18 protein-coding genes and 1 other RNA gene are annotated in these 22,198 nt (G+C 64.1%); 18 read left to right on the top strand and 1 reads right to left on the bottom strand.

Annotation, left to right across the window (positions count from 1 at the left end; genetic code table 11):
- Nucleotides 1-174 precede the first annotated feature (174 nt).
- Entirely contained in the window at nt 175-828 is a 654-nt protein-coding gene (locus tag ACSQ3E_RS01655) for a lytic transglycosylase domain-containing protein (RefSeq protein WP_436121348.1), read from the top strand.
- Nucleotides 829-1,009: 181 nt separating this feature from the next.
- Nucleotides 1,010-1,406, top strand: an RNA gene (gene rnpB / locus ACSQ3E_RS01650) — RNase P RNA component class A.
- A 103-nt stretch (nt 1,407-1,509) separates the two neighbouring features.
- Here the strand turns inward: rnpB and ACSQ3E_RS01645 are convergent.
- Nucleotides 1,510-2,625 (bottom strand): cystathionine gamma-lyase, encoded by a 1,116-nt coding sequence (locus ACSQ3E_RS01645; RefSeq protein ID WP_436121347.1) that lies wholly within the window; start codon nt 2,623-2,625, stop codon nt 1,510-1,512.
- Between the two features lie 405 nt (nt 2,626-3,030).
- Here ACSQ3E_RS01645 and mraZ point away from each other — a divergent pair, with 405 nt between their 5' ends.
- From mraZ to ftsZ, 16 genes are all read left to right on the top strand, one after another.
- Nucleotides 3,031-3,489 carry a division/cell wall cluster transcriptional repressor MraZ gene (gene mraZ, locus ACSQ3E_RS01640; protein ID WP_055969736.1) on the top strand — a complete coding sequence of 153 codons (459 nt, stop codon included), beginning with the start codon at nt 3,031-3,033 and terminating at the stop codon, nt 3,487-3,489.
- Entirely contained in the window at nt 3,486-4,502 is a 1,017-nt protein-coding gene (gene rsmH / locus ACSQ3E_RS01635) for a 16S rRNA (cytosine(1402)-N(4))-methyltransferase RsmH (RefSeq protein ID WP_436121346.1), read from the top strand. The genes mraZ and rsmH overlap by 4 nt, the downstream gene beginning before the upstream one ends.
- Nucleotides 4,503-4,505: 3 nt before the next feature.
- Nucleotides 4,506-4,880: a cell division protein FtsL gene (gene ftsL, locus ACSQ3E_RS01630; RefSeq protein WP_310317134.1), complete on the top strand. Its 375-nt coding sequence runs from the start codon at nt 4,506-4,508 to the stop codon at nt 4,878-4,880.
- On the top strand, nt 4,877-6,595 hold the full coding sequence (locus ACSQ3E_RS01625) for a peptidoglycan D,D-transpeptidase FtsI family protein (protein WP_310317137.1): 1,719 nt from the start codon (nt 4,877-4,879) through the stop codon (nt 6,593-6,595). The genes ftsL and ACSQ3E_RS01625 overlap by 4 nt, the downstream gene beginning before the upstream one ends.
- A gap of 50 nt (nt 6,596-6,645) precedes the next feature.
- Entirely contained in the window at nt 6,646-8,100 is a 1,455-nt protein-coding gene (locus ACSQ3E_RS01620; RefSeq protein WP_436121345.1) for a UDP-N-acetylmuramoyl-L-alanyl-D-glutamate--2,6-diaminopimelate ligase, read from the top strand.
- On the top strand, nt 8,097-9,530 hold the full coding sequence (locus ACSQ3E_RS01615) for a UDP-N-acetylmuramoylalanyl-D-glutamyl-2,6-diaminopimelate--D-alanyl-D-alanine ligase (RefSeq protein WP_436121344.1): 1,434 nt from the start codon (nt 8,097-8,099) through the stop codon (nt 9,528-9,530). The genes ACSQ3E_RS01620 and ACSQ3E_RS01615 overlap by 4 nt, the downstream gene beginning before the upstream one ends.
- Nucleotides 9,531-9,554: 24 nt before the next feature.
- On the top strand, nt 9,555-10,637 hold the full coding sequence (gene mraY, locus ACSQ3E_RS01610) for a phospho-N-acetylmuramoyl-pentapeptide-transferase (protein ID WP_310317145.1): 1,083 nt from the start codon (nt 9,555-9,557) through the stop codon (nt 10,635-10,637).
- 7 nt (nt 10,638-10,644) lie between these two features.
- Nucleotides 10,645-12,045 (top strand): UDP-N-acetylmuramoyl-L-alanine--D-glutamate ligase, encoded by a 1,401-nt coding sequence (gene murD / locus ACSQ3E_RS01605; protein ID WP_436121343.1) that lies wholly within the window; start codon nt 10,645-10,647, stop codon nt 12,043-12,045.
- Entirely contained in the window at nt 12,045-13,199 is a 1,155-nt protein-coding gene (gene ftsW, locus ACSQ3E_RS01600; protein WP_310317150.1) for a putative lipid II flippase FtsW, read from the top strand. Before murD ends, ftsW begins: the two co-directional genes overlap by 1 nt.
- A gap of 1 nt (nt 13,200) precedes the next feature.
- Complete coding sequence (gene murG / locus ACSQ3E_RS01595) at nt 13,201-14,328, top strand: undecaprenyldiphospho-muramoylpentapeptide beta-N-acetylglucosaminyltransferase (RefSeq protein WP_436121342.1); 1,128 nt, start codon at nt 13,201-13,203, stop codon at nt 14,326-14,328.
- A complete protein-coding gene (gene murC / locus ACSQ3E_RS01590) occupies nt 14,325-15,731 on the top strand; it encodes a UDP-N-acetylmuramate--L-alanine ligase (RefSeq protein ID WP_436121341.1) in 1,407 nt (468 codons plus the stop codon). Before murG ends, murC begins: the two co-directional genes overlap by 4 nt.
- Nucleotides 15,728-16,693, top strand: a complete 966-nt coding sequence (murB, locus tag ACSQ3E_RS01585) for a UDP-N-acetylmuramate dehydrogenase (protein ID WP_436121340.1) — start codon at nt 15,728-15,730, stop codon at nt 16,691-16,693. Before murC ends, murB begins: the two co-directional genes overlap by 4 nt.
- Before the next feature lie 347 nt (nt 16,694-17,040).
- The gene (locus ACSQ3E_RS01580; RefSeq protein ID WP_263006625.1) at nt 17,041-17,967 is read left to right on the top strand and encodes a D-alanine--D-alanine ligase; all 927 of its coding nucleotides are present in this window, start codon (nt 17,041-17,043) and stop codon (nt 17,965-17,967) included.
- Nucleotides 17,955-18,896: a cell division protein FtsQ/DivIB gene (locus tag ACSQ3E_RS01575; RefSeq protein ID WP_436121339.1), complete on the top strand. Its 942-nt coding sequence runs from the start codon at nt 17,955-17,957 to the stop codon at nt 18,894-18,896. The genes ACSQ3E_RS01580 and ACSQ3E_RS01575 overlap by 13 nt, the downstream gene beginning before the upstream one ends.
- Entirely contained in the window at nt 18,893-20,203 is a 1,311-nt protein-coding gene (gene ftsA, locus ACSQ3E_RS01570; protein WP_310317168.1) for a cell division protein FtsA, read from the top strand. The genes ACSQ3E_RS01575 and ftsA overlap by 4 nt, the downstream gene beginning before the upstream one ends.
- Before the next feature lie 70 nt (nt 20,204-20,273).
- A complete protein-coding gene (gene ftsZ / locus ACSQ3E_RS01565; protein ID WP_436121338.1) occupies nt 20,274-21,962 on the top strand; it encodes a cell division protein FtsZ in 1,689 nt (562 codons plus the stop codon).
- The last annotated feature ends 236 nt before the right edge of the window (nt 21,963-22,198 follow it).

Genomic DNA, 22,198 nt, shown 5'->3' with positions numbered 1-22,198 from the left:
ACGCATTGTGACTTGTCCGGCCATTTTTCCCGCCAGTTCCCCCGTCACATGCATTCCCGTGCAAGGCGCCGGCTAAGTCTGCATGCCCCGCAAGAGGGCCCTCCGGCGTTTAGGAAGGGATGCTGCGCGATGGCTTTCGGCTGTCGTTCGGCCTGTTTCGAGAACAAGGATAACATGAAGAATTTGACCGTTTTAACGGTGGCATTTGCCGTCGGCCTGACCTCTTTTGCCGCTCACGCCCAGGACGGCGCTGTCAGAGCCTCGAAGGCGATCATCGAAACCAGCAAGAAGGCCAGTGCAGCCAAGGCAAACAAGATCGACGACTGCCCCTATTTGTTCGGTTGCAGCGCCAAGAAGGAAGCTGCGGTCGACAACTTCACGACCGCTTCGATCGGCGCCAAGGGCGCGAAGTCGCTGAAGGAGCAGGCTGGCAAGTCGGCCAAGGCCACCAAGGCAAACGCACCTTACGGTGAAATTGTTGCGCGCTATGCATCGACCTACGGTGTGCCTGTGTCGCTTGCCCATGCCGTGATCAGCGTCGAGAGCAACTACCGTCCGAACGCCCGTGGCAGCGCTGGCGAAATCGGCCTGATGCAGATCAAGCCGGCAACGGCACGCATGATGGGCTACTCGGGTTCGGCCAAGGGCCTGTTCAACCCGGAAACCAACATCAAGTTCGGTCTCAAGTACCTCGCCAAGGCGCATGAGCTTTCGGGCGGCACCACTTGTGGCACGATCCTCAGGTACAATGCCGGCCACGGCGCCAAGCGCATGAATCCGATTTCCGCTGCCTACTGTAAGAAGGTCCAGGCCCGCATCGGCGGTTAGTCGCTCACCGAAGGAATGGTTCCCAGCCGTATCGACCGAAAATCGGAACAGTTTTTGGGAAAGCACGAAGCGCAGGCTCAATGAATGAGAGCGTCCTTAGTGTGTCCATCCGGATGCACTACGCTCTCAAGGCGAATGTTTTCGTTTGCCTTTTGCCGTGTGAACCATTCTATACGCTTTGCCAGCTGGCCGGGCGGCCGCACCCGCAACTGCCGAAAGGCAGCGGGTGAGGAAAGTCCGGGCTCCATGGATACACGGTGCCGGTTAATGGCCGGCGGGGGTGACCCCAGGGAAAGTGCCACAGAAAGCAAACCGCCGCGGTTTCCGCGGTAAGGGTGAAAGGGTGGGGTAAGAGCCCACCGCGCGACTGGCAACAGAAGCGGCAAGGTAAACCCCACCGGGAGCAAAACCGAATAGGGGTGGTGCGAGGGGAAACCCTCAGGGCTGTTTCCGGCTCACCGCCCGGGTAGGTTGCGTGAGGCGCATGGCAACATGCGTCCAAGAAGAATGGTCGCCACGTTCCCGTGCCGCAAGGCGCGGGGGCCATACAGAACCCGGCTTACAGGCCAGCTGGCGCTTGCCTCTTTGCTAATAAATCAAGGCGTTCGGACGCGTTGTGCGCATTTCGATTCAGAAGCGCGCCTCGTTGCCTGCTTGGCGACGTCTTCCGACGAAGAACGTCTAACCTCCCAGTCGATCCAGCGATGCCTTCATCGCGGCCCACAGCTCTTCCACCGGCTCGCAGCCGACAGATAGCCTGACGAAGCCCGGCGTGACCGCGTCGCCGCGGCGGAGCCGGCGTTCGGCGACGGTGTGCACGCCGCCGAAGGAGGTGGCCGCATGCATCAGTTCGCAGCCATTGATGAAATTTTCCGCCCGTTCCTCGGAGCCGAGGTCGAAGCTGGTCAGGAAGCCGAACCGGTCCATCTGGGCGCGAGCGAGGTTGTGTGACGGGTCACCTTCAAGGCCGGGATAGCGCAACGCGCTGACGGCCGGGTGCGCCTTGAGGCGCGGAGCGATGATTTCCGCCGACGAGCACATGCGGTCGAAGCGCAGTTCGAGCGTTTCCAGGCCGCGATGCACCAGCCAGGCCTCGAACGGACCGGGTATGCCGCCGGCATTCTGCCGCCATTCGGTGACGGCGGCGATGATGTCAGGGTTGCGGCTTGCGACATGGCCGAACAGTACGTCGGAATGGCCGTTGGGCGCCTTGGTGTCGGCGGCAACGACAATGTCGGCGCCAAGGTCGAGCGGACGCTGGCCGAAGGGCGTCATCGTGGTGTTGTCGACAATGAGCAACCCGCCGGCCTTGTGCACGGCTTCCGCCACGGCCGCGATGTCGCAGATGTCGAGCGTCGGGTTGGACGGGCTTTCGACGAAGACCAGACGATAGCCGTCGAAGCCGCCATCGAGGAAGCTTGCCGTCGGCCGCACGTCCGTCTTGACGCCGAAGGCGCCGAGGAAGCGATCGGCCAGGATGCGCGTCGTATGATAGCCGTCCGAGGCGACGAGGATGCGGTCGCCGGTCTTGAGCAGGGCGAAGAAAGTCGCCGAAATGGCGCCCATGCCTGAGGGAAATGCCACGCAAGGTGCGCCCTCGAGATGCCCAAGCATGTCTTCGGTGGCCGACCAGTTGGCGTTGCTGAAGCGGCCATACTGGTTGAAGCCCGTCGCGTCGCCAGGTGCGTGATAGATCGAGGCCATGGTCAGCGGCACCGGGATCGGGTCGCCGATGCCAAGCTTCGAGCGGCGCAGATGGGCGAGGGTGGCGGCGCGGGCCTTCATGGTCTCGGACATGATCTCAGGTCTCTCCCTGGCAATGCAGACGACACCTCAACGCTAGGGGCTAGGTCCTTGCGCGGCAAGACGGAATCCGGGCCGCGGCGTTGGCCCACGTAAGACTTCGTTAGCCTTAAGGGATCATAAAAATCAGGAAGCCGCGAAAGGGTCCGAAAGGGCGCTTACGGCGGCCAAGTGTACCCAGTTCCCGTTGACGCCCATATCACCCCATGTTATCCCAAATCGGTAACCATGATTTCGTTCCAGTAAAGGGTAAGGCGTTCGCCGATCCGGCAGCCGCGGCGGCTGCAGGTCGGAGCGCATTGGCCCTGCGACGGAGGCGTTTTGGGATTGATCCGGGCCATCGGGGTTCGGACGGCATGACGAAGAGGGGCACGGCCACGGAAGTGGCCGGATCAGTCGATGGATCGGTTTCTGTCAAATGCGGTGAACAGGATCGATGCGAAGGGACGGGTCTCCGTTCCGGCGCATTTCCGTGCCGTATTGCAGAAGCGCGGCTACGCCGAGCTCTACGCGCTGAGGGCGCTCGACGTGCCGGCGCTGGATGTCGGCGGGCTCGACCTGCTCGACCGTTACGAGCAGCGCATCGCCCAAGAAGATCCGTTCCTGCAGACGGCGGACGACATGTCCTTTTTCATCCATGGCGACAGCACCTTCCTGAAGCTCGATCAGGATGGACGCATTTCGGTTTCGGATTTCCTGCGCGAGCATACGGGGATCACCACCGACGTGGCCTTTGTCGGCCGGGGGCAGTTTTTTCAGATGTGGGAGCCGGAGCGGCTGCGCAGCCATGGCGCGGACGTGCGTGCCCGGCTCTTGAAGCTTCGGCAGGGGACGAAGCCTGGGGAGCGACCGGAATGACGGCTGGCCACGGCGATGACCATCTTGCTGTCGGCGGACCGGCCCGCCACATTCCGGTCCTCCTCGCCGAAGTTCTGAAAGCACTGCATCCGCAGCCGGACGACGTGATCGTCGACGGCACGTTCGGTGCCGGTGGCTATACCAAGGCTATTTTGGCGACCGGCGCGTCGGTCGTGGCGATCGACCGCGATCCCGACGCCATTTCCGCCGGGCGTGAGCTCGAAGCGCAATCGAATGGCAAGCTCCGCCTCGTCCAGGCGCCATTCTCCAGCCTCGACGAGCATGTCGAGCTTGTCGACGGGGTCGTGCTCGACATCGGCGTGTCCTCGATGCAGCTCGACCAGGCACAGCGCGGCTTCTCCTTCCGCGCCGATGGTCCGCTCGACATGCGCATGGCTCAGGCCGGCGCCAGCGCCGCTGACGTGGTCAATCGCTTCAAGGCTGGCGATCTCGCCCGCATCTTTGGCTTCCTTGGCGAAGAGCGCCATGCCGGGCGCATCGCCCGCATGATCGAAAGCCGCCGCGAGCGCCGTCCGTTCGAGCGCACGCTTGATCTGGCCGACGCCATCGAGACGCATATCGGGCGGGCGCCGAAAGACAAGATTCATCCGGCTACACGCGTGTTCCAGGCGCTGCGTATCTATGTCAACGACGAGCTTGGCGAACTGGCGCGGGCGCTTTTCGCCGCCGAGCGCGCGCTCAAGCCGGGCGGGCGGCTTGTCGTCGTCACCTTCCATTCGCTCGAAGACCGCATCGTCAAGCGCTTCATCACCGACCGCTCGTCGAGCCCGTCGCGCTCGCGCTATATGCCCGAGCTCGAAACCATCGCCACGACCTTCGACAAGGCCGGCGGCGCTGTCGGGCCGAGCGATGCCGAGATGGCAATTAATCCGCGTTCGCGCTCGGCCAAGCTCAGGGCCGCCGTGCGCACCACGGCTGCGCCGCGCGCCGAAGACTTTTCCATTTTCGGGCTTCCGAAGCTTCCCGACGTCAGCCAGTCGGGAGAAAGGTGAACCATGTTCCGCACCAGTGACATCGTGCTGATCGCCGTCATGGTTGGCGCTGCGGCGTTCACCTACAAGACCAAGGACGAGGCCGAGAACCAGCTCAAGGCCGTCAACAAGATCGAGGCGCAGATCCGCTTCGAAGAAGACACGATCGACCTGTTGAAGGCCGACTGGAGCCTGCTGACCCAGCCCTCGCGCCTGCAGAAGCTGTCGCAGGTCTATGAGGCCGAGCTCAAGCTCCAGCCGGTCGATGCCCGCCAGATCGTTGGCCTCAACGACCTGCCGGAACGCCAGCTGACCATCGAAGACATCACAGCGGAGCGCTTCGGCGGCGTTGCCGAAGCAGCACCCGACCAGACCTTGACCGGAGGGATTGCCCGATGATCGGCTTGCTTGGCAGGAAGCGCGGCAAGGGCGAAGGCAAGCCCGCGATCGTCGTCGACAGCGCGCGCAAGGCAACCGGCGGGCGCACACGTAACCGCGTCGTCATGACCATGGCGGTGTTCTTCGGCATCTATGCGACGATTGCCGGACGCCTTGTCTATCTCGGCATGCAGGACCCTGAAACGTCGACGGGACCGGAATCGCGGGTCACCGCATCGCGCCCCGACATCGTCGACCGCAACGGCGAGGTGCTGGCCACCGACATCAAGACATCGTCGCTGTTCGCCGAGCCACGCCGCATCGTCGACGCCGATGAGGCGATCGAGAAGTTGTCGACGGTTCTGCCCGACCTCGAGGTCGAGCAAACCTATCTCAAGCTTAAGAGCGGTACCGGCTTTGTCTGGCTCAAGCGCCAGCTGACGCCGAAGCAGCAGGCCGAAATCATGGCGCTGGGCATTCCCGGCATCGGCTTCCGCACCGAAAAGCGCCGCTTCTACCCCGGCGGTGAAACGGCTTCGCACATCGTCGGCCTGACCAACATCGACAACAAGGGCATCTCCGGCCTTGAGAAGTACATCGACGACCAGGGCCTCGCCGACCTCCAGGCATCTGGCCTGGCGATCGCCAAGGACCTCAAGCCGGTCAAGCTTTCCATCGACCTGCGCGTCCAGCACATCGTGCGTGACGAGATCGTCACCGCACTGGAGAAGTATAAGGCAGTCGCTGCCGGTGCCGTCGTGCTCGACGTCAAGACCGGCGAAGTGCTGGCGATGGGCTCGGTGCCGGATTTCGATCCCAACAATCCCTACAACGCCCAGGACAAGGACCGGCTGAACCGCATGTCGGCCGGCCTGTTCGAGATGGGCTCGACGATCAAGAGCTTCACCACCGCCATGGCGCTGGATTCCGGCAAGGTGACGCTCGACAGCACCTTCGATGCGCGGCGGCCAATCACCATCGGACGCCAGACCATCCGCGACTTCCACGGCAAGGGCAGGGTGCTGACCGTGCCCGAAGTGTTCATCTATTCGTCGAACATCGGCTCGGCGCGCGAAGCCGATGTCGTCGGCATCGAAGGCCACCGCGAGTTCCTGAAGCGCCTGGGCTTGCTCGACCGCATGAAGACCGAGCTTCCCGAAGTTGCCCGCCCGACCGAGCCAAAGGTCTGGAAGAAGGTCCACTCGATCACGATCTCCTTCGGCCACGGCATGTCGACGACGCCGCTGCAGACGGCCGTGGGCGCTGCCGCCTTGATGAACGGCGGCAAGCTGATCGAGCCGACATTCCTGATGCGCACGCAGGCGGAGGCTGAAGCTGCCTCGACGCAGGTCATCAATCCGAAGACCAGCGAGGACATGCGGTATCTCTACAAGCTCAATGCCACCAAGGGCTCGGGCGGCTCGGGCTCGCGCGCGCAGGTCGAAGGCTACCGCGTCGGCGGCAAGACCGGCACCGCCGAGAAGGTCATCAATGGCCGTTATTCGTCCGATGTGCGCTTCAACGCCTTCCTCGCGGCTTTTCCGATGGACAATCCACAATATGTGGTGTTGACCATCGTCGACGAACCCAAGGCGGAAAAGCCGGGAGTGGGCGCAACGGCCGGCTTCAATGCGGCACCCATGGTGGCCAACATCATCCGCCGTTCGGCGCCGCTGCTTGGCGTAAAGCCAGAATTCGGCCAAGAAGGTGGGGCAACGCTGGCTTCCTACCCTTGATTCTGGGGCGCGCAGTAGCGCCCCGCTTGTTTAGTGACGAACGGAACTCGATGAAAATAGAAGACCTTGCTGGTATCCTGCCCGTCGACGGGGTTCTGCCCAGAGATGTCGAGGTGAGCGGGGTTTCGTCGGATTCGCGGCAGGTGACGCCGGGGATCCTTTTCTTTGCCGTCTCCGGCAGCAAGGCGGACGGCGCCACTTATGCAGGCGATGCGGCCAAACGCGGCGCCGTGGCAGTGGTCGCGGCCAAGGGTGCCGATCTCTCCTCCGCCGGCCTGCCGGTGATCGCAGTGGACGATCCGCGCCGGGCATTGGCGCTCGCTGCAGCAAAGTTCTATGGCAGCCAGCCCGAAACCATGGTTGCCGTTACCGGCACCAGCGGCAAGACCTCGGTCGCGGCCTTCACCCGCCAGGTCTGGAAGCATGCCGGTTTTGCCGCCGCCAGCATCGGCACGACAGGTGTCGTCGCCCCCGGACGCGTCGAATACGGCCAGCTGACGACGCCCGATCCGGTCGCGCTGCACAAGCTGCTCGCCGAACTCGCCACTTCTGGGGTGACCCACGCCTCGATGGAGGCCTCCAGCCATGGTCTTGACCAGCGCCGCCTCGACGGTGTGCGCCTCGCTGCCGCCGGATTCACCAATCTCGGCCGCGACCACATGGATTACCATCCGACGGTCGAGGACTATCACCGCGCCAAGCTGCGCCTGTTCGATACGCTGCTGCCCAAGGGCGCGCCCGCCATCGTCTTCGCCGACGATCCTTGGTCCGAGCCGACGATCGCTGCGGCACGCGCCGCCGGCCTCGACGTTTTGACCGTCGGCCGCAACGGCCAGTTCCTGGCGCTCAAGCGGGTCGAGCACGAACGCCACCGCCAGCGCGCCGAAATCGAATGCGGCGGCACCATCTACGAAATCGACCTGCCGCTGGCCGGCGACTTCCAGGTGTCCAACTCGCTCGTTGCCGCAGGCCTTGCCATCGCAACCGGCACAGATGTCGCCAAGGCGCTGGCAGCGCTCGAACATCTCGAAGGTGCACCGGGTCGCCTCGACCTCGTCGGCACCACGGCGCAAGGCGCGCCGATCTATGTCGACTACGCCCACAAGCCCGACGCGCTAGAGAACGTGCTGGCGGCTGTCAGGCCGTTTACCACCGGCCGCGTCATCGTCGTGTTCGGCTGTGGCGGCGACCGTGACCGCGGCAAGCGCCCGATCATGGGCGAGATCGCGACGCGACTTGCCGATGTAACCATCGTTACCGACGACAATCCCCGCTCGGAAGTGCCCGCCACCATTCGCGCGGCGATCATGGAAGCGGCGCCGGGCGCTATCGAGATCGCCGACCGCCGCCAGGCGATCCATGAGGCCGTCGGCATGCTGCACGCAGGCGACACGCTGATCGTCGCCGGCAAGGGCCACGAGGAAGGCCAGACCATCGGCGCCGAGACGCTGCATTTCTCCGATCACGAGGAAGTCCGCAATGCGCTTGCCGGAGTTGCGGCATGAGCTTGTTGTGGACCTCCGAGGCGCTCGTTGAGGCGACAGGTGGCCGCCCGCTCGGCCAGATGCCGGACGGCATTTCGGGCATTTCCATCGACAGCCGCAGCCTGAAGCCGGGAGAGGCCTTCTTCGCGATCAAGGGCGACGCGATGGACGGCCACGACTTCGCCACTGCCGCGATCAAGGCAGGTGCTGGCCTGCTCGTCGTCGCCGAAGGCAAGCTGCCCGCCCTGGGTCGGCTGACCGCGCCGATGATCGTCGTGCCAGACGTGCTCGCGGCACTCGAGAAAGTTGGTATCGCGGCGCGCGCCCGTTCGCGGGCGCGGATCATCGCGGTGACCGGATCGGTCGGCAAGACTTCGACCAAGGAAGCCCTGCGCCATGCGCTGTCGTCAGTCGGCAAGGTGCATGCCTCGGCCGCATCCTTCAACAACCACTGGGGCGTGCCGCTGACGCTCGCCCGCATGCCCGAGGATTGCGATTACGCGGTCTTCGAGATTGGCATGAACCATCCCGGCGAGATCAGTCCGCTGGTACGCATGGTCCGCCCGCATATCGCCATCGTCACGCTGATCGCGGCCGCCCATCTCGGCTTCTTCCGCAATCTCGACGAGATCGCCAAAGCCAAGGCCGAGATATTCGAGGGCGTCGAGCCGGGTGGCGCCGTGCTGCTCAACCGCGACGATGGCCGCTTCAAGCTTCTGGAAAAGTTCGCCCGCGCCGCCGGCATCGACAATGTCATGAGCTATGGCGAAAACGCCCGCGCCAACTTCCGCCTGCTGAAATGCACGTTGGAAGCCGATCATTCGATGATCATGGCGCGCATCGGTGGCCGCGATGTGCCGGCCCGTATCGGCGCGCCGGGACGTCACATCGTGCAGAACGCGCTCGCGGTGCTGGGTGCCGCCCATCTCTGCGGCGCCGACGTGCCGACGGTCGCCACGGCACTCGCTTCGATGACAGCCGAGAGCGGACGCGGCCAGCGCCACATCCTGCAATTACCGAACGGTCCGATCACGTTGATCGACGAGAGCTACAACGCCAATCCGGCATCGATGAAGGCGGCGATCGAGCTGCTCGACGCGACGCCGATCCACGGCGCTGGCCGCCGCATCGCCGTGCTTGGCGACATGCTGGAGCTCGGCAGCCATTCGGCCAAGTTGCATTCAGCTCTAGCCGAGCTGATCGGCTCGACCAGGACCGACATGGTGCTGATGGCGGGTCCGGAAATGAAGGCGCTTGCCGATACGCTGCCCGAGGGGTTCAGGGCCGAGTATCGCAGCGGTGTCGAGGAGCTGAAATCCGTGCTGCTCACCACGCTGCAGCCCGGCGACGCGGTCATGATCAAGTCGTCCAAAGGCATTGGCTTCAACCGCCTGGTTGAAGCGCTCATCAAGACATTTCCGGCTGAGGCCGGCAACACCACATCGACCTGACGAGGTCTCGGGGGACCGATACGCATGCTAACTTTGCTTGTCGACTTTGCGGACAAGGTGTCGTTCTTCAACGTCTTCCGCTACATCACCTTCCGCACCGGCGGTGCGCTGATCACCTCGGCGCTGATCGTCTTCATCTTTGGGCCGGCGATCATCAACGCCCTGCGCCTGAGGCAAGGCAAGGGCCAGCCGATCCGCGCCGACGGTCCGCAGACCCACTTCAAGAAGGCCGGTACGCCGACGATGGGCGGCCTGATGATCCTGTGCGGCATCGTCGGCTCGACGCTTTTGTGGGCCAACATCACTTCGGTCTATGTCTGGGTGGTGCTGTTCGTCACCCTCGGCTTCGGCGCCATCGGCTTTTATGACGACTATCTCAAGGTCACCAAGCAGTCGCATCTCGGCCTTTCCGGCAAGGCGCGCCTTGGCATCGAGTTCGTCATCGCCGGCATCGCCGCCTGGATCATCATGCACAATGGCCAGGCGCCGTTCTCGTCGTCGCTGACCTTCCCCTTCATCAAGGATTTCCTGCTCAATCTCGGCTGGTTCTTCATTCCATTCGCCTGCTTCGTCATCGTTGGTGCCGGCAATGCGGTGAACCTGACCGACGGGCTCGACGGCCTTGCCATCGTTCCGATCATGATCGCGGCAGCCTCATTCGGCGTCATCGCTTACCTCTCTGGTAACGCGGTCTTCGCCGAATACCTGCAGATCCATTTCGTGCCCGGCACCGGCGAACTCGCCGTCATCCTGGGCGCCGTCATCGGCGCCGGCCTCGGCTTCCTGTGGTTCAACGCGCCACCCGCCGCCATCTTCATGGGCGACACCGGCTCGCTGGCGCTTGGCGGCCTGATCGGCACGGTCGCTGTCGCCACCAAGCATGAGATCGTCATGGCGATTGTCGGCGGCCTGTTCGTCATGGAAGCTCTGTCGGTCATCATCCAGGTCGGCTTCTTCAAGATGACCGGCAAGCGGGTGTTCCTGATGGCGCCGATCCATCACCATTTCGAAAAACTTGGCTGGACCGAGAGCCAGGTCGTCATCCGCTTCTGGATCATTGCTGTTATCCTGGCACTGATTGGCCTTTCCACCCTCAAGCTGCGCTGAGGCATCCATGATCCCCGCGACGTCATTTCAGGGAAAGCGAGTGGCGCTCTTCGGCCTCGGTGGCTCGGGGATCGCGACCGCGCGTGCGCTCGCGCAAGGCGGGGCGGACGTGCTTGCCTGGGACGACAATCCCGAAAGCGTGGCGCGGGCTGCCGCCGAAGGCATCTCGACTGGCGACCTGCGCGGCGCCGACTGGGCCGGCATTGCGTCCTTCGTGCTGTCGCCTGGCGTGCCGCTGACACACCCCAAGCCGCATTGGACGGTCGAACTGGCGCGTGGCGCTGGCGTCGAGGTCATCGGTGACATCGAGCTATTCGCGCGCGAGCGCATCGCCACCGCGCCGACAGCACCGTTTATCGCCATCACCGGCACCAACGGCAAGTCGACGACGACGGCGCTGACTGCGCACATCCTGCAGTCGGCAGGCCGCGACACGCAGATGGGCGGCAATATCGGCCGCGCCGTGATGACGCTCGACGCGCCGCAACCCGACCGCCACTATGTCGTCGAGTGCTCGTCCTACCAGATCGACCTCGCGCCCTCGATCAATCCGACCGCCGGCGTGCTGCTCAACCTGACGCCCGACCATCTCGACCGCCATGGCACGATGCAGCACTACGCTTCGATCAAGGAGCGCCTGGTCGCCGGCAGCGAAACCGCCATCATCGGCGTCGACGACATCTACTGCGCCCAGATCGCTGACAGGCTCGAGCGCGTCGGCAAGGAAGTCGTGCGCATTTCCAAGCGTCTGCCTCTGACTGACGGCTACTTCGCCGACGGCAGCGACCTGATGGAGGCGATCGACGGCCGCTACAGCCGCATCGCCTTCCTCGAAGGTATCGGCTCGCTACGCGGTCAGCACAACGCCCAGAACGCGCTCGCGGCGGTGGCTGCCTGTCTCAAGGTCGGGCTCGACCTCGGCGAGATCCAGGCCGGCCTCGAAAGCTTCCCCGGACTTGCCCACCGCATGGAGCAGGTCGGCCGCAAGGGGCACGTCCTGTTCGTCAATGATTCCAAGGCGACCAACGCGGATGCCGCGGCACCTGCGCTGTCGAGCTTCCCGCGCATCTACTGGATCGCCGGCGGCCTACCCAAGGAGGGCGGCATCGAGCCGCTGCGCAGCCTGTTTCCGCGCATCGCCAAGGCCTATCTGATCGGCGAGGCCGCTCCGGCTTTTTCGGCGACGCTTGGCGAAGCGGTGCCGTACGAAATCTCGGGCACGCTTGCGGCGGCCGTAGAGCACGCGGCCGAGGATGCTGCCAAGGACGATACGAGCGAGGCGGTGGTGCTGCTGTCGCCGGCCTGCGCCAGCTTCGACCAGTTCAAGAATTTCGAAATTCGCGGCGAAGCCTTCAGGCAAGCTGTGGATGCTATTGATGGCGTCAGCGCTATCGGAGGGGCAAGATAATGGCCAGCCGTCTCGACAGAAGTCCCGTCGCCCTGTGGTGGTGGACGGTCGATCGCTGGTTCCTCGCGGCATTCCTGTCGCTGATGGGACTGGGCATCGTGCTTTCATTCGCCGCAAGCCCGGCCGTTGCCGAGCGCATCGGCCTCGACGGGTTCCATTTCGCCACCCGCCAGATCATCTTCACCATCCCTGCCTTGGCGGTGATGATCGCAGTGTCCTTCCTCGATACCAGACAGATCAGGCGCATGGCGCTGGTGATGCTGTGCATCATGCTGGTGATGATGGTCGCGGTGCTGTTCATCGGCGTCGAGGTCAAGGGCGCGCGGCGCTGGCTGTCGCTGGCCGGTGTCTCGATCCAGCCGTCGGAGTTCCTCAAGCCGGCCTTCGTGGTCATCTGTGCCTGGCTGTTCGCCGAGCATGAACGCCAGCCCGATATTCCCGGCAACCTGTTTGCCATGATCCTGCTCGGCCTCGTCGTGGCATTGCTTGTGGCGCAGCCCGACCTTGGCCAGACCATGCTGGTGCTCGGCACCTGGGGCGTGATGTTCTTCATGGCCGGCATGTCATGGTTCTGGATCATCGCGCTCGGATGCGTCGGCGCCGGCGGACTGTTCGCCGCCTATACGATCTTCCCGCACGTCGCCGGCCGTATCGACCGCTTCATGACCGGCGAGGGCGATACCTTCCAGGTCGACATGGGCCGTGACGCCATCATCAATGGGGGCTGGTTCGGCGTCGGTCCGGGCGAGGGTACTGTCAAGCGCGTCATCCCCGACAGCCACGCCGACTTCGTGTTTTCGGTCGCCGGCGAGGAGTTCGGCATCATCCTGTGCCTGATCATCATGGCGATCTTTGCCTTCATCGTGCTGCGCGGCCTGCGCACCGCGCTCAAGGAGCATGACGACTTCACCCGTTATGCGGTTGCCGGCCTTGTCGTGGTCTTCGGCTTCCAGTCGGTCATCAACATGGGCGTGAACCTGCAGCTCATGCCGGCCAAGGGCATGACGCTGCCTTTCATCTCCTATGGCGGCTCGTCGCTGATCGCGATCGCCATGTCGATGGGCATGGTGCTGTCGCTGACGCGCAAGAAGCCGGAAAAGCTCAGGCCGGGCGGTTTCTCCGCCATGCCGCGCCACGCGGTTCCGGCCGAATAACATGGCCAAGGGAACTATCATGCTTGCCGCCGGCGGGACCGGCGGCCATCTCTTTCCGGCTGAGGCGCTGGCGCATGAACTGACCGCGCGTGGCTGGCAGGTGCATCTCGCCACCGACGATCGCGCCGAGCGTTTCGCCGGCAAGTTCCCCGCTGCGGCCATTCATCCGATTTCATCATCGACCATCGGCTCGAAGAACCCGATTGCCGTGCTGCGCGCCTTCTGGAGCATCTGGCGCGGCGTGCGCCAGGCTTCGAAGGTCATCGCCCAGATCAAGCCCTCCGTCGTCATCGGCTTCGGCGGCTATCCGACGCTGCCGCCGCTCTATGCCGCGACCCGCCGCAGCGTGCCGTCGATGGTGCATGAGCAGAACGCCGTGATGGGCCGCGCCAACAAGGCGCTCGCCAGCAAGGTCGATGCGGTCGCCGGCGGCTTCCTACCCGAAAATGCGGGTGCCAACAGCGCCAAGGTCGTCGTGACCGGCAACCCGGTGCGCCCGGCCGTCATCGAGGCGGCAAAGACCCCTTATGCGGCGTCGACCGGAACGGATGCCTTCAACCTTCTCGTCTTCGGCGGCAGCCAGGGCGCGCAGTTCTTTTCCGATGCGGTTCCCGGTGCCATCGCACTGCTCAGTGAAGCACAGCGCAAGCGCCTGCGTGTCACCCAGCAAGCGCGCGTCGAGGATGCCGACAAGGTCAAGGCGGCCTACGCCAAGCTCGGCATCACCGCCGACGTGTCGCCGTTCTTCGGCGATATGGCGCAGCGCATGGCGGCAGCACAGCTGGTGATTTCGCGTTCGGGCGCCTCGACGGTCTCCGAGATCGCGGTCATCGGCCGCCCGGCATTCCTGGTGCCTTATCCCTACGCGCTCGACCACGACCAGGCGGCTAACGCGGCGCGGCTGGCCGCGGCCGGCGGCGGCGAAGTGCACCCGCAGGCAACGCTTTCGCCGGAGCGCATTGCCGGGCTGATCGGCGGCGCGATGGACGATCCGGCGCGCATGGCGACCATGGCGGCTGCCGCTAAGTCAGTCGGCAAAGCAGACGCCACACGGTTGCTCGCCGACCTCGCAGAGGCTATTGCGTCCAAAATACCCGTTGCGGAATTCAGGAAGGGAGTGCGGCCATGAAGATGCCGCAGACGATCGGCCTCGTGCATTTCATCGGCATTGGCGGCATCGGCATGAGCGGCATCGCCGAGGTGCTGCACAATCTCGGCTACAAGGTGCAGGGCTCCGACCAGTCCGAGAGCGCCAACGTCCAGCGCCTGCGCGACAAGGGCATCGAGTGCTTCGTCGGTCACAAGGCCGAGAACCTTGGCGACGCCGAGGTGATCGTCGTTTCGACCGCGATCAAGAAGACCAATCCGGAGCTCATGGCCGCGCGCGAGAAATTGCTGCCGGTCGTGCGCCGCGCCGAGATGCTGGCCGAACTGATGCGCTTCCGCAATGCGGTCGCCATCGGCGGCACCCACGGTAAGACGACCACCACATCGATGGTGGCGACGCTGCTCGATGCGGGTGGGCTCGACCCGACAGTCATCAATGGCGGCATCATCAATGCCTACGGCACCAACGCCCGCATGGGCGAGGGGGAGTGGATGGTGGTCGAGGCCGACGAGAGCGACGGCACCTTCCTGAAGCTGCCGGCCGACGTCGCCGTCGTCACCAACATCGATCCCGAGCATCTCGACCACTACGGCACCTTCGACAAGGTGCGCGAGGCGTTCCGCCAGTTCGTCGAGAACGTGCCGTTCTACGGCTTTGGCGTGATGTGCACCGACCATCCAGAGGTACAGGCGCTGGTCAGCCACATCGAGGACCGTCGCGTCATCACCTATGGCGAGAACGCCCAGGCCGACGTGCGGTTCACCAATCACCGCATGGAAGGTGCCGTCTCGGTCTTCGACGTGGTCATCCGCAACCGCAAGTCGGCCTCCGCGACCACCATCGAGGGCCTGCGCCTGCCGATGCCGGGCCGCCACAACGTCTCCAATGCCACCGCGGCCATCGCGGTCGCCACCGAACTCGGCATCACGCCCGAGGCCGTGAAGCGCGGGCTGCTGTCGTTTGGCGGCGTCAAGCGCCGCTTCACCCACACCGGCGCCTGGAACGGCGTCGATGTGTTTGACGACTACGGCCACCACCCGGTCGAGATCAAGGCCGTGCTGCGCGCCGCGCGTGAGGCCACCGCCGGCCGCGTCATCGCCATTGCCCAGCCGCATCGCTTCACCCGCCTGCGTGACCTGTTCGACGATTTCTCGGCCTGCTTCAACGATGCCGACACCGTCATGATCGCGCCCGTCTATACGGCCGGCGAGGATCCGATCGATGGCATCAACTCCGAGGCGCTCGTCGCGCGCATCCGCGCCGGCGGCCATCGTGATGCCCGCTACATCGACGGCCCCGTCGCCGTTGCGCCGATCGTGCGCGAACTGGCCAAGCCGGGCGATTTCGTCGTCTATCTTGGCGCCGGCAACATCACGCAATGGGCCTACGCCCTGCCGGGCGAGCTCGCCGGGGGCGGATCGTGATCGGAGGCGAGGCGCTCATAGCCAAGCTCGGCGACCGGCTTGCCGGCCTGCGCGGCCGCATCACGCCCAGCGCCGAGATGGAGAAGATCACCTGGTTTCGTGCTGGTGGCCTGGCCCAGGCGCTGTTCCAGCCTGCAGACGAAGAGGATCTGGCTGCCTTCCTGAAGGCGGTGCCAGAAGAAATCCCGGTGATGGTCGTCGGCATCGGCTCCAATCTGCTGGTGCGCGAGGGCGGCATTCCGGGCTTCGTCGTTCGCCTGTCGGCCAAGGGTTTCGGCGAAGCCGAGGCGATTTCGGCGACCGGCATCAAGGCTGGTGCTGCGACGCCCGATAAGCGCGTGGCAGCTCTTGCCCATGACAATAGCATCGGCGGCTTTCATTTCTACCACGGCATTCCCGGCGCCATCGGCGGCGCATTGCGCATGAATGCGGGTGCCAATGGTGTGGAGACGCGCGAACGCGTCGTCGAAGTCCGCGCGCTCGATCGCAAGGGCGACCTGCATGTGCTGTCCAACGCCGACATGGGCTACAGCTACCGTCATTCGGGCGCTGCTGCCGACCTGATCTTCACTTCGGCGACCTTCGAGGGTTATGCCGAGGACAAGGACGCGATCAAGGCGGCGATGGACGCGGTCCAGCACCATCGTGAAACGGTGCAGCCTATCCGCGAAAAGACGGGCGGCTCGACCTTCAAGAATCCCGAGGGAACCTCGGCCTGGAAGGAAATCGACAACGCCGGCTGCCGCGGGTTGATGATCGGCGGCGCGCAGATGTCGCCGCTGCATTGCAATTTCATGATCAACACGGGCAACGCCACCGGCTATGATCTCGAGTATCTCGGCGAGACCGTGCGCAGCCGCGTGCTTGAGAATTCGGGCATCCGTCTGCACTGGGAAATCAAGCGTCTTGGCCACTTCAAGCCCGGCCACGAAGTGCAGGAATTCTTGGGGCAATTGCTCTAAGGTCGGTCACTCCGGCAGGCCTGTCGGGGCGCATCAAAACCACCTGAGACGACGATTTCAAAAGGCCTCGGCGCATCCTCGCCGGGGCCTTTTTGCGACCCGAATTCCGCCTTTTCCCGAAGTCATCCTGCAGGTCATCGGAAGCCGCATTGGTCATGAAATTGCAACGAATTTCAATCGGCTCTTGCCACGGAATCAAGTCTCTGATTCTCTGACCTAAAGCGTTTCCTGATTTGAGTCGCGTGACGCGTAGCCCGCGTTTCCAGCCGGAAGTCCTACTTCCGGGTGCTCTTATTTAGTCTTTGGAAACAAGGCGTTGTGTCTGAGTCGAGAGGGGATCTCAGGGGATGAAGTCAAAGCACGTCGCTGTCCTGATGGGCGGGTTTTCGTCCGAGCGGCCTGTGTCCCTGTCGTCCGGCAATGCCTGCGCCGAAGCGCTCGAGCAGGTGGGCTATCAGGTCACGCGAGTGGACGTCGACCGCGATGTCGGCGCAGTGCTTTCGGCGCTCAAGCCGGATGTCGCATTCAATGCCTTGCATGGTCCTTTCGGCGAAGACGGCACCATCCAGGGCATCCTCGAATATCTCGGCATTCCCTACACCCATTCCGGTGTGCTGGCCTCGGCGCTGGCGATGAACAAGGAGCAGTCGAAGAAGGTGGCCAAGGCTGCCGGCATTCCGATTGCCGAATCCCGTGTTCTCGACCGCTTCGCCATCGGCAATCAGCATCCGATGAAGCCGCCTTATGTGGTCAAGCCGGTGTCGGAAGGGTCGAGCTTCGGTGTGGTCATCGTCAAGGAAGACCAGTCGCATCCGCCGCAGGTCATCTCGTCGTCGGAATGGCGCTATGGCGATACGGTGATGGTCGAGCGCTACGTCCATGGCCGTGAGCTGACCTGCGCAGTCATGGGTGATGTCGCGCTTGGCGTCTGCGAGATCGTCCCGACCGGTCATGCCTTCTACGATTATGATTCAAAATATGTCGCCGGGGGATCAAAGCACGAATGCCCCGCGAAAGTTTCACCGAATATTTACCAAAAAATACAAACACTGGCGCTCAAGGCTCACCAAGCGATCGGGTGCCGGGGCGTCTCCCGGTCTGACTTCCGGTACGACGACCGCCATTCCGAAAATGGAGAGGTCGTCTGGCTGGAGGTTAACACGCAACCCGGCATGACGCCGACGTCGTTGGTGCCTGAGATTGCCGCCCAAGCCGGGCATTCGTTTGGTGAGTTGTTGAGTTGGATGGTGGAGGACGCTTCGTGTTTGCGTTGAGATCGGGACAGAGCAGAAGGATGGGTGGCTCGGCGCCGCGCGTCTTCGGGCTGTCCTTGTCCGCGGAGCACTTCGTGCTGCCGCGGCTGCTGCGCAAGCCGGTTCGCATGCTGTCGCGCTTCGGGCGTGGGGAGTTCACTCCTCCGCCCTATGCTGCGTCGATGCTGACGGCTGCGTTCCTCGCCGCAAGCTCGCTTTATGGTGCTTATCTCGGCGGCCACTTCCCGGCGATGGTGCAGGGCGTGACCGCCCGCAGCGGTTTTGCCGTCGACCAGATCAAGGTCTCGGGCAACCGCGAAACCTCCGAAATCGACATCCTCGACAAGCTTGAACTCGACGGCTGGACTTCGCTGGTCGGCTTCAATCCGGAAGAGGCGCGCGAGCGCATCGTCAGCCTGCCCTGGGTTCGCGATGCAGCCGTGCGCAAGGTCTATCCCGACACGATCGAGGTTCGCATCGACGAGCGCGATGCGTTTGCGATCTGGCAGCACGGCAGCCAGCTCAGCGTCGTCGAGAAGGATGGCAAGGTCATTGCTCCCTACGCTGGCGGACGCCAGGCCACGCTGCCGCTGGTCATCGGCTTCGGTGCCGCCGACCGCGCTGCCGACTTCGTCGCAAGGGTGCAGGCATTCCCTCAGTTGGCGTCGCGCGTGAAAGGCTACATCCGCGTCGGCGAGCGGCGCTGGGATCTGCGCCTCGACAACGGAATCACCGTCAAGCTGCCCGAGAATCAGGTCGATGCTGCACTTGCCGACCTTGCCGATCTCGACCGCGAGAATGCGATTTTGACGCGCGACATCTCTGCAATCGACATGCGTTTCAGTGATCGGCTGGTCGTGCAGTTGACGCCGGAAGCTGTCGAGCGGCGCGCCGATCTGCTGAAAAACAAGCCGAAGGCCCTCAAGGCGAAGGCGGAGAAAAGAATATGAGCTGGCTCGGCGGTCAAAAAGATCCGGTTTCGCGTCGCTCGGGCATCCTCACGGTGCTCGATGTCGGTTCGAACAAGGTCTGCTGTGTGGTCGCCAAGCTGAAGCCGGCTGAAGGCAGCCAACTGCTCAAGGGCCGCACCCACCAGGCCCAGGTCATCGGCATCGGCCACCAGAAGTCGCAGGGCGTGAAGTCGGGCGTGGTTGTCGATCTCGACCGTGCCGAGCACGCCATCCGTCTCGCCGTCGACGCTGCCGAGCGCATGGCTGGGCTCACCGCCGACTCGCTGATCGTCAACCTGTCCGCCGGCCGCATCAAGAGCGAGTCGTTTTCGGCGACGATCAATCTCGGCGGCCATGAGGTCGACGAATCCGATGTCCAGCGCGTGCTCGCTGCCGGCGCCAAGCAGGCGCTGAGGGCCGAGCGCGACGTCATCCACTCGCTGCCTGTCGCCTTTTCGCTCGATGCAGAGCGCGGCGTGCGCGACCCGCGCCGCATGGTCGGCGATACGCTTGGCGTCGACATGCATGTGCTGACCGGCGATTCGGCGCCGATGCGCAATCTCGAGCTTTGCATCAACCGTTCGCACCTGTCGGTCGAGCACATGGTTGCCACGCCTTATGCCAGCGGCCTTGCGGCACTCGTCGATGACGAGCTCGAAATGGGCGCGGCCTGCATCGACATGGGCGGCGGCACGACGACGCTTTCGGTCTTCTCCGAGGGCCGTTTCGTTCACGCGGACGCCATTCCGGTTGGTGGCAACCACGTCACCATGGACATGGCAAAGGGTCTATCGACGCGTCTCGACGATGCCGAGCGGCTCAAGGTCATGCACGGTTCGGCGCTGCCCGGCACCACCGACGACCGCGACCTGATCAGCATCCAGCCGATCGGCGTCGACGACAACGAAGTTCCGCTGCAGATTCCCCGTTCGGTGATGGCGCGCATCATTCGCGCCCGCATCGACGAGACGCTGGAACTGCTGCGCGACCGGCTTAACAAGTCGGGCTACGGCAATGCGGTAGGCAAGCGCGTCGTTCTGACGGGCGGCGCCAGCCAGCTCGTCGGCCTGCCCGAGGCAGCGCGTCGTATTCTCGGCCGCAATGTACGCATCGGCCGCCCGCTCGGCGTGGCAGGTCTGCCGGAGGCGGCCAAGGGGCCGGCTTTCGCGACCGCCGTCGGGCTTCTCATCTACCCGCAGATGGCCGGCATCGAGAGCCAGTCTGCGAAAGGGATTTCCCGTTACAGGGCAACGGGAACTGGCGGAAAACTGCATCGCATGAGTCAGTGGTTGAGAGACAGTTTTTAGGAATTGACGGGGGCAGCCCCATAAACGGCCGCACGGCGAAGCGGTTCGAAAGGCAAAAAGGACGAGGACTATGACGATCAATCTGCAGAAGCCGGACATCACCGAGCTCAAGCCCCGCATCACCGTGTTCGGTGTCGGCGGTGGCGGCGGCAATGCCGTCAACAACATGATCACTGCTGGTCTGCGCGGCGTCGAGTTCGTCGTAGCCAACACCGATGCCCAGGCACTCACCATGTCGAAGGCCGAGCGCCTCATCCAGCTCGGCGCGCATGTCACCGAGGGCCTTGGTGCGGGTTCGCAGCCGGAAGTCGGCCGCGCCGCCGCTGAAGAGTGCATCGACGAGATCATCGACCACCTGTCGAACACCCACATGTGCTTCGTCACCGCCGGCATGGGCGGCGGTACCGGTACCGGTGCTGCTCCTGTCGTTGCCCGCGCCGCTCGCGAGAAGGGCATCCTGACCGTCGGCGTCGTCACCAAGCCGTTCCACTTCGAAGGCCAGCGCCGCATGAAGACGGCCGACTACGGCATCGAGGAGCTGCAGAAGTGCGTCGACACGCTGATCGTCATCCCGAACCAGAACCTGTTCCGTCTGGCCAATGACAAGACGACCTTCGCGGACGCCTTCGCCATGGCCGACCAGGTGCTCTATTCGGGTGTCGCCTGCATCACCGACCTGATGGTCAAGGAAGGCCTGATCAACCTCGACTTCGCCGACGTCCGTTCGGTGATGCGCGAGATGGGCAAGGCCATGATGGGCACCGGTGAAGCTTCGGGCGAGGGCCGTGCGATGGCCGCCGCCGAGGCAGCGATCGCCAACCCGCTGCTCGACGAGACCTCGATGAAGGGCGCCAAGGGCCTGCTGATCTCGATCACCGGCGGCCGCGACCTGACCCTGTTTGAAGTCGACGAAGCTGCGACCCGCATCCGTGAGGAAGTCGACCAGGACGCCAACATCATCCTGGGCGCCACCTTCGACGAAGACCTCGAAGGCGTCATCCGCGTGTCGGTCGTTGCCACCGGCATCGACAAGTCGGCCGCCGACATGGCTGCTGCACCGCTGACCATCCGTCAGGCGCCGAAGCCGGCCCAGCGCCAGGTCGAGGCCCCGCGTCCCGTCGTGCAGGCCGCTCCGGTCGAACAGCCGCGCATGGAAGTGCGTACCAACGACCCGGTCGCCGAAGCTATCCGCCTTGCCGAAACCAATGCCGCAGCGATGGCGCAGCCGCGCCCCGCAGCTCCGCAGGGCGACGATTTCCGCCCGCAGAGCAAGTTGTTTGCAGCTCCGCCTGCCCAGCCGCAGGCGCAGCAGTACCAGCCGCAGCAGTTCCAGCAGCCCGCACCGCAGCCGGTGGCCCAGCCGCAGGTCGCACCGCAGCGCGAAATGATGCAGCCGGCCCAGGTTCAGCCGCGCATGCCACGCGTCGAGGACTTCCCGCCGATGGTCAAGGCCGAGGTGGAAGCCAAGGCCCAGCCGGCCGAGCACCATGAGGACCGTGGTCCGATGGGCCTGCTCAAGCGCCTGACCAGCGGCCTGACCCGTCGCGAAGAAGAGCCGGCACGCCTGCAGCCCGCGCAGCCACGCGAGCCCAAGCTGCGCCAGCCTGCACCTGAGCAGCGCCGCATGACCAGCCAGGAATCGCAGATGTACGCGCCGCGTCGCGGACAGCTCGATGAGCATGGCCGCCTGGCACCGCAGGCACGGACTGAAGACGATCAGCTGGAGATTCCGGCGTTCCTTCGCCGGCAAGCCAACTGATCTGTGAACGAACGGTAACACTCTTTGAAAGGCGGGCGTCTCGACGCCCGCCTTTTGATCTGAAAAGGTAAGTCAAATCATTGACTTGATGGGGTGAGTCGAAGCGTCCCCGCAGTTACACAGAGTAAGAAACCGTGATTTGGAGTCTCTCACCCGGAAGACTATCTTCGCGCCGACTAAGGTCGCTGACGGGTATTGTGGGGATGAGGTCCCGTCTAGCGAGCATAAGAGCCGTG

It is taken from the genome of Aminobacter sp. LjRoot7 (genome assembly GCF_964252895.1).
GTDB lineage: Bacteria > Pseudomonadota > Alphaproteobacteria > Rhizobiales > Rhizobiaceae > Aminobacter > Aminobacter aminovorans_B.
The sequence above is the reverse complement of the archived record's forward strand: the minus strand, read 5'-3'. Positions and strand labels throughout refer to the sequence as shown.

Excerpts from the sequence above, each read along its gene's own strand:
- ACSQ3E_RS01615 (WP_436121344.1), top strand. The coding sequence starts at position 8,097 with ATGAGCTTGTTGTGGACCTCCGAGGCGCTCGTTGAGGCGACAGGTGGC.
- murD (WP_436121343.1), top strand. The coding sequence starts at position 10,645 with ATGATCCCCGCGACGTCATTTCAGGGAAAGCGAGTGGCGCTCTTCGGC.
- rsmH (WP_436121346.1), top strand. The coding sequence starts at position 3,486 with ATGACGGCTGGCCACGGCGATGACCATCTTGCTGTCGGCGGACCGGCC.
- ACSQ3E_RS01620 (WP_436121345.1), top strand. The coding sequence starts at position 6,646 with ATGAAAATAGAAGACCTTGCTGGTATCCTGCCCGTCGACGGGGTTCTG.
- murC (WP_436121341.1), top strand. The coding sequence starts at position 14,325 with ATGAAGATGCCGCAGACGATCGGCCTCGTGCATTTCATCGGCATTGGC.
- ftsZ (WP_436121338.1), top strand. The coding sequence starts at position 20,274 with ATGACGATCAATCTGCAGAAGCCGGACATCACCGAGCTCAAGCCCCGC.
- ftsA (WP_310317168.1), top strand. The coding sequence starts at position 18,893 with ATGAGCTGGCTCGGCGGTCAAAAAGATCCGGTTTCGCGTCGCTCGGGC.
- ACSQ3E_RS01645 (WP_436121347.1), bottom strand. The coding sequence starts at position 2,625 with ATGTCCGAGACCATGAAGGCCCGCGCCGCCACCCTCGCCCATCTGCGC.
- ftsW (WP_310317150.1), top strand. The coding sequence starts at position 12,045 with ATGGCCAGCCGTCTCGACAGAAGTCCCGTCGCCCTGTGGTGGTGGACG.
- ACSQ3E_RS01655 (WP_436121348.1), top strand. The coding sequence starts at position 175 with ATGAAGAATTTGACCGTTTTAACGGTGGCATTTGCCGTCGGCCTGACC.
- ACSQ3E_RS01580 (WP_263006625.1), top strand. The coding sequence starts at position 17,041 with ATGAAGTCAAAGCACGTCGCTGTCCTGATGGGCGGGTTTTCGTCCGAG.
- mraZ (WP_055969736.1), top strand. The coding sequence starts at position 3,031 with ATGGATCGGTTTCTGTCAAATGCGGTGAACAGGATCGATGCGAAGGGA.
- mraY (WP_310317145.1), top strand. The coding sequence starts at position 9,555 with ATGCTAACTTTGCTTGTCGACTTTGCGGACAAGGTGTCGTTCTTCAAC.
- ACSQ3E_RS01625 (WP_310317137.1), top strand. The coding sequence starts at position 4,877 with ATGATCGGCTTGCTTGGCAGGAAGCGCGGCAAGGGCGAAGGCAAGCCC.
- murG (WP_436121342.1), top strand. The coding sequence starts at position 13,201 with ATGGCCAAGGGAACTATCATGCTTGCCGCCGGCGGGACCGGCGGCCAT.
- ftsL (WP_310317134.1), top strand. The coding sequence starts at position 4,506 with ATGTTCCGCACCAGTGACATCGTGCTGATCGCCGTCATGGTTGGCGCT.